General features: G+C 50.0%; 5 protein-coding genes. 2 read left to right on the plus strand and 3 right to left on the minus strand.

Annotated elements, in window-relative coordinates:
* On the minus strand, positions 1–685 hold a 685-nt coding region (locus PPL9_RS33055), incomplete at its 3' end, for a zinc-binding alcohol dehydrogenase (RefSeq protein ID WP_208989179.1).
* A 114-nt stretch (positions 686–799) separates the two neighbouring features.
* Here PPL9_RS33055 and mdoH point away from each other — a divergent pair.
* Positions 800–2,674 (plus strand): glucans biosynthesis glucosyltransferase MdoH, encoded by a 1,875-nt coding sequence (mdoH, locus tag PPL9_RS05225; RefSeq protein ID WP_057461691.1) that lies wholly within the window; start codon positions 800–802, stop codon positions 2,672–2,674.
* A gap of 211 nt (positions 2,675–2,885) precedes the next feature.
* Here the strand turns inward: mdoH and PPL9_RS05230 are convergent, their stop codons facing one another.
* Complete coding sequence (locus PPL9_RS05230) at positions 2,886–4,037, minus strand: OpgC domain-containing protein (protein ID WP_057461693.1); 1,152 nt, start codon at positions 4,035–4,037, stop codon at positions 2,886–2,888.
* A gap of 100 nt (positions 4,038–4,137) precedes the next feature.
* A complete protein-coding gene (locus PPL9_RS05235; RefSeq protein WP_057461695.1) occupies positions 4,138–5,523 on the minus strand; it encodes a tetratricopeptide repeat protein in 1,386 nt (461 codons plus the stop codon).
* A 466-nt stretch (positions 5,524–5,989) separates the two neighbouring features.
* On the opposite strand from PPL9_RS05235, the gene PPL9_RS05240 reads away from it, so the two are divergent.
* Positions 5,990–7,114, plus strand: a 1,125-nt coding sequence (locus PPL9_RS05240; protein ID WP_057461744.1) for a YeeE/YedE family protein, incomplete at its 3' end; no start/stop codon positions are given.

The following is a 7,114-nucleotide window of genomic DNA, read 5'->3' on the forward strand; positions in this document are numbered from 1 at the left end:
TGGCTTCTCTCCCTGCAATTCGGATCGCTGTGTTCAAGCCAGCCTCAGAGGCGCTACAATGCACGACAACATCTTGATTTTCGGGAGCAACCTCTGGCAATGAAAATGCGCAGGAAAACTCGTCTGCAATGTCCTGCCGCTTCGGGTTGACGTCAATCATAGTCACGTGCGCACCTGCGATGCGAGCGCAAAGATAGCCAACCAGTGAGCCAACAGTGCCAGCACCAACCACGGCAACATTGGAACATGGCAGAATAGCTGCATCCCACATGATGTTCAGCGCTGTTTCCATGTTTGCTGCCAGAGTGGCGCGGGTGCTCGGTAAATCAGAAGGGATAAGATAGAGCGCATCTGCGGGGAGCAGAAAGTTGCTTTGGTGCGGAAAAAGAGAAAAAACGCGCTGACCCGCTTTTAAATCATCTTTTGTTTCAATCACTTCAGAAACGTTTGCGTAGCCGTATTTAACAGGAAACGGAAAGGTCCCTTCCTGAAACGGAGCGATCATCCGCTCTCGCTCGCTCACTGGCACATCGCCACGATAGACAATGGCCTCCGTACCTCGGCTGATCGCGGAAGCATGAGTTTTTAAGTAAACACGGTTATCAGATGATTTAGAGAGTTTTTCCTCTCTTATTTCAATGGTTTGAGGCGCAGTGTACCAAAGCGCTCTGGCTAACTCAGACAAGAAACGCGCTCCCCGGATCGCTAAGTTTTCACAAATATACTCTAGGGAAACGTGAACAAAGGAAACTAGCAGAAATGTAGGTGCCTCTAAAAACAATAATAATTTGGGTAGGACATGACAAAACAATCACGGGTTCCTGAAGAGAACGCCCGCACTAGTCTTGTTGACCAGCTGCTCTCCACCAACATCATCGACAAGCATCAGGAAAATAAGCGCTTATTCAGGCGCAGACTGATCTTTGGAGGGCTCGTTCTAACCTCATTGGCAGTGTTGACCACCATCATGTCACTCACACTGTTCCTCAACGGCTTTGCCCTTTCAAAAGTCGTGATGCTTCTCGCATTTCTGGTAACCTTACCATGGCTTGTCATCGGCTTCTGGCATGCTGTCATTGGCTTGATGCTCATGAGGTTTTCTTCAAATTCCACCGCTCAGGTATACGCTGGCACGCCTCTGGGTACACTTGACCTAAAAAAGCCCTTGCAGAACAAGCAAACCGCCTTGCTTTCCTGCGTGCGAAACGAAGACTCGCCTGAAGTGGCTGCCAAGCTGGAAGCGATGCTTCAAGATCTGGATCGTCTGGAAAAACTCAACGGCTTCTCTCTCTACATCCTGAGTGACAGCAATGATCCTGAGCATATCCGGCAAGAAATGCGGGAGTTCTCCCTACTGCGGGCACGATGGCAAAATCGGATTGAAGTGCTTTATCGTAGACGTGAAAAGAATACCGGCTTCAAAGCAGGAAATGTCGAAGATTTCTGCCGCAACTGGGGGACACGGCATGAATATGCGATCACGCTGGACGCTGATAGCTTCCTCTCAGCAGAATCTTTATGCCACCTTGTAAGCAAAATGAATGCAAATCCGCGTCTGGGTATTTTGCAAACACTTGTTCTGGGACTTTCAACCAACTCGTTCTTCACCCGTGTTTTCCAGTGGGGCATGCGCTTGGGAATGCGCTCCTACACACTTGGCGCAGCGTGGTGGCAAGGCTCGTCAGGTCCGTATTGGGGACATAATGCGGTTTTTCGCATAAAGCCCTTCACGCAATTCTGCATGCTTGAGCCTCTGCCAGGAAATGACGCATTGAGCGGCCCGATCCTCAGTCATGATCAGGTTGAAGCTGCGATGATGGCAGACGCGGGCTATGAAGTGCGCGTATGGCCGGTAGAAGGTGGCAGCTATGAAGAAAACCCACCTCATTTGATCGAGTTTATCCGCAGAGATCTGCGCTGGTGTCACGGAAACCTTCAGTACTTTAAGTTGCTCAGAGAGCCCGGGTTTAAGCTGTTGGGACGAATCCAACTTGGCCTTGCAATCCTCATGTTTGCTGGCTCTCCGGCATGGCTCGTTTTTATCGCAATGGCGATTTTAACCGCATCTGTTTCCGCGCCCGAGACGATAACATTCGATCCGTTTTACGGCACGATCCTGATTGTGGCCATCATGAGTATGGTCTTTGCACCCAAACTTGCGACACTTGCCCATGTCCTGACAGTTCGGAACGAACGCCGGGATTATGGCGGCTCTTTCTCGGTGTTTGTCAGTGCATTCTTCGAACTGGTCTATTCCATGTTGCTAGCACCAGTCATGGCAATTGCGCACAGCATCTTTATTGCACAACTGTTCGCAGGACGAAAAACGCAATGGGGAGGGCAGGAAAGACAACCCCATGGTATTCTGTTCCTTTTGGCAGTGAAGAAGTTCTGGCCCCAAACTCTTTTCGGCCTTTGCGGTGTGATTTGGATGATGGATTATACCTTTGCAGATACGTGGCTTCTGCTTCCGGTAATCCTTGGACCATTGCTAACAATACCGTTTGCAATGATCACCTCAAAACCAGCGCTCGGTATGTACTTTAAACACTCCGGACTTTGGGTGTTGCCTGAAGAAAAGAAAACGCCGCTTGAACTGCAAGGCCTCAATAAAGAGCAGCGCCGTGTAGAGTTGGAACTTGCCAAGGCAAACCGAGCTGCGGCCACGCGATAAAAGAATAAGCTGAAGGTGGTGAGAGCCATCAGGTTTCCAGGAAAAAGCCGGTTGCGTAAATGGCACGCAACCGGCTTTCTGATTTCTGGGTTTCTATTGAACTGGCAAAGCTACAGCGTATCTCCGAAAAGTGGAAGCCGATTTTCGGATAAAGATACGCAAAAACAAAGACTAAAGCAGTTCAGGTGTTTCAACTTAAATGCGAACTGCTTTAGGAAGCTGGCTTTTCCTTTGGCTTTCTCCATGGCTCACCTTTAAACCACGCCACAGTATAGGCGACGGTAATTAAGCCTGCAAAACCAAGCAAGTTTGCCATGATTCCACCTGTGACCGTGCCTTTCAAACCGAGCTCATCCCGGAAGATTGCAATGCCCTGCGCAAGAATGAGGCTCGCAAGGAAAACAGCGAGAGACTGTTGGCCTACCTTTTTGATGACCCGGACAACTTTGCCGCCAAAACCGCCCATGAGCAGCCGTTGCCCGCCTTCTCCAACAGCTACCCACGCCACATAAGCAAGGGCTAGGAAGTGGATGTAGCGCAGGAGACCCATCTCGGATTTTACGGTGAGGTCGCTGATATCATTTGCAATTCTACGGAGCTCAGGCACCTCGTTGAGAATGCGGAAGTAAGCAAACGGAATCGTAAGAATGATAATCGAGGCACTCAGGAACAAGAGACGTTTCTTGACTGGAGGAGCCGGAATCCAGCCCTTGATGAAGGCAAATCCGGTAAAGAACAGCAACTGCCATGCAAACGGATTGAAGAACCAACGACGATCGGACCATGGCTCAGCAGGGAAATCCACCAGTCGGAAGGTTGCGATCAGCCAAAATGCAATGATGATTGCTGCAACCGCACCTCGTCCGGCCTTGTAATATGCAATCATGATCACCGGCAACATCGCAAGGATCACCAGATACATTGGCAGAATATCGAAGTAGTTCGGCACATAGGTAAGGGTCAGCAAACCTGGCAGCTGGAAGATCGGATCCTCGAAGAAGTGCCAAAGGTTCAGCTTCCCGACATAGTCGTCGCTGGTCCAGCCGTTGATTTGCAGGAAGGCAAGCATGCCCGCAACGGCGAGGAACAGGCAGATATGGGCCCAATAGACTTGCCAGACGCGATAAAGAACACGCGCGCTGCCCATGACCAGACCATGCAGTTCAAAGACGCGCCCGAAGGCAATTGCGGAGGCCATGCCAGAGCAAAACACAAATATCTCGGTTGCATCGGAGAACCCGAAACGCGCCGGAATCCAAAGAGCCCACCCGTTTGCAGGAAGGTGGGCTATGAAGATGATGAACATTGCGATCCCTCGAAAAAAATCGAGGCGTGGATCTCTTGGTCGGCTGGCCGTTTTCATAGGGGTCGGCGGTATACTGTGCTGGTTCACGATGTCTCTGAAACTAAAAACTATAGATGATGAAATGCAGCTCCGAAATCCCCCGAAGCTGCACCTCCATTTATCCCATACGGAATCGTAGGTGTTCACTTTGCATGAGGTCGGTGGCTTCCGTCATGCGGGTTGCTTGAGCCATGCGGGTTTCACCATAGGTGTCTGATCCGCCTCTCAAGCGTGTGCGCTCATCAATCATCCGTTTTGCTTCCTGACAAAGGCCAGCGCGCAAAGCGGCTTCAATTGTGAGGCGTTCAAATACATCACGCTGAGCATGACTGCCACCAACGGTACGCAGCAGCGGGCGTGCTTCTGCGAGGTGGTGGTAAGCGCTGAAGTAATTGCCGTTCTTGAACTGCATCAAGCCAGATGCTGTTGGAGAACCAGTTGTTTTGGTTACGAGACCCATCTCGTTGGTGTCTTGTTCGCCAAATGTACGCATTCGAGTCAACAGGCGGTCAGAGGACTGACGACGGTTGTCTCCCAGCAGAGCAAGCATGTAGTGCAAGTCTGCGAAAACATTACAGGAATCGTCGATGCGCTTTTCGCTGATGCTTGCCAGTTCTTCCCAGCGGTTACCAACCTTGATGCCCTCAAGCTCAAGGCGAACCAGCATGGAAGCTGCATTGGAGATATCGCGATAATCGTCTGTGTGATCTTTACGGAACTTTTGGTCATAGAGCTCGAAAACACGCTCAACATTGCCACGATCAAGGTGCAGCAGCGCAAGGTGCCACCAAACATGATAGCCAAAGTTGTTGCAGTGTTCCCAAGCCTTTGGCTGATCATCAAGCCATTTGATACCTTCTTCGGTCTGGCCAGTCATGTCCAGCACGTGGGCAACTGCATGCAGGCCCCAGGCATCATCATGTTGAAATGCAACGGCTTCTTTGCCGATCCGTTCAGCCCGGTCAAAATCACCAGTCTCTTCCAGCGCAAAGGAGTAACAACCGTGTACATAGCCTTTTGCGATATGGTCGTCTTCATAAGACGAGATCACACCTTCAATCGAGGAGCGCATGCGGGATGGCTGGCCAAGAACAAAGCGAATAGCGTGGACGAGCTTCAGAAGGAATGCATCGCGTGGGTATTTCAGAAGCAGTTCGTCAAGGCGATCAGCAGACTTGGTCGGCGTACCCTGAAGCCAGTCATTCAAAGCTTCAACAACAGCTTCTTCACGGTCCGTAATCTGTGTATCTCTGCGGCATTTATCAGCAATTGCATAAGCTTCAAAAGCAGTTGCTGTCATTTCACGTCTGCCAAGCAGTAGGCAGAACAGGCCACGCGCGGCTTGAGCCAGAGCGAAGTCTGGATCGGCCTCCAGTGTTTTCGCAAGATGCTCCGGCGTTGCAGCACTATGTGCCAAAAACGCAAGAATAGTGTTGTTCCAGTGTGTTAATGCACTCTTATCGGAGAGTGTTACCGTGTATTCGAACTGGTCATCAATGCGCATGGATGCGACCCGTGGTTGAGGCGACCGGTATTTCGTGCAATGTGCAATCGCTTATGAGATAAGCCATTGGGTTTACATTACTAACGACACAGGTCTGCCAGGAAATCTGTTGATCAGAACCCTTTCAAAACTGGCGATGACGTTCAACACACAAAATGGTGTTTAATATCAGCAAGCTTTGTTTATGTAGAAAATATAGTTCAACCTCATGAAGAAATAGAAAACACTATTCTATTCACTAAGAAAAAATATGCGTCAAATAGAAGCTTACTTGTAAAAATCTACTATTATTAATAGTGATAATAAGTAAGATTTTAGATATTAAGTTCCATTATACCAGTATTTATTACCTTGTGATAATCTTCTGTTTGTCGGATGAAATAGTGTTCACTGCTTCTTGATTTTCTAGTTAGTCCCCACTGTGTAATGTCCTTACTCCAATTGAGACTAAGTACGTGGCGAATTCATGGCGAATACGAGTAGCTATCAACAAACAAAAATCGATCAACAGATTCAATCACCGCAATCTGTGATCGTCATCGGAGCGCTGGTCGCGTTGGCCGGTGTTGCTCTATTGGGACTCCAGAACAACGGCTGGCGCGTTTTTGGCGGTGCTTTGATCGGTGCTCTGGCAGGCGTTGCGCTGTACCATACGAGCTTCGGATTTACGGCAGCGTGGCGCCGTATTGTCACCCAGCGAAGAGGGCAGGGCCTTCGTGCTCAATTCCTGCTTATCTCATTGGTTTGTTTAATAAGTTTCCCACTCCTCCAATACGGGCCAGACATTGGCATCCGCACCGGTGGCTTTGTGTTTCCATTCGGTGTTGGAGCAGCTGTCGGAGCCTTTATTTTTGGCATCGGAATGCAGCTTGGCGGAGGGTGTGGATCGGGCACTTTGTTCACTGTCGGAGGCGGCTCATCACGCATGGTGATCACCCTTGCCTTCTTCATTTTGGGCAGCGTAATTGCAACAGCGCATCTTTCATTCTGGAATTCTCTTCCAAGATTACCGGCATTTTCGCTTGTGCGTGGCTATGGGGTCGTCCCTGCGCTACTAATCACCATTGTACCAATTGTCGCCTTTGCGATATTCTCGGTGTTTATCGAGAAAAAACAATGGGGTGAACTAGAGAAATCCCGCAAAACCACCGGGTTTTTTCAGGGCCAATGGGGCTATGTTCTGGGTGCGTTGATGTTGGCGTTGGTTTGCGTTCTTACGTTCATTGTGTTGCAGCGCCCATGGGGCGTGACATCCGGCTTCGCACTCTGGGGCGCAAAGTTTTTCTATGCCATTGGTATCCCGGTAGAGACCTGGCCTTACTGGCAATGGCAGGTTGGGGCGATCAAAAGATCTGTCTTCGCCGATTCCACATCCGTCATGAATTTCGGCATTGTGCTCGGGGCTCTGATTGCAGCTGGGTTGGCCGGAAAGTTCAATCCGGTGAAAAAAATTAATCTCAGAGATGCTGGAACTGCAGTGGTCGGAGGCCTCTTGCTCGGCTACGGCGCGCGCCTTGCTTACGGATGCAACATCGGAGCGTATCTCGGGGGCATAACCTCCGGCTCCATACATGGATGGTTGTGGCTCCCC

Origin of the sequence: Pseudovibrio sp. POLY-S9 (assembly GCF_001431305.1) — a bacterium.
Lineage (GTDB): Bacteria > Pseudomonadota > Alphaproteobacteria > Rhizobiales > Stappiaceae > Pseudovibrio.

Excerpts from the sequence above, each read along its gene's own strand:
- mdoH (WP_057461691.1), top strand. The coding sequence starts at position 800 with ATGACAAAACAATCACGGGTTCCTGAAGAGAACGCCCGCACTAGTCTT.
- PPL9_RS05230 (WP_057461693.1), bottom strand. The coding sequence starts at position 4,037 with ATGAAAACGGCCAGCCGACCAAGAGATCCACGCCTCGATTTTTTTCGA.
- PPL9_RS05235 (WP_057461695.1), bottom strand. The coding sequence starts at position 5,523 with ATGCGCATTGATGACCAGTTCGAATACACGGTAACACTCTCCGATAAG.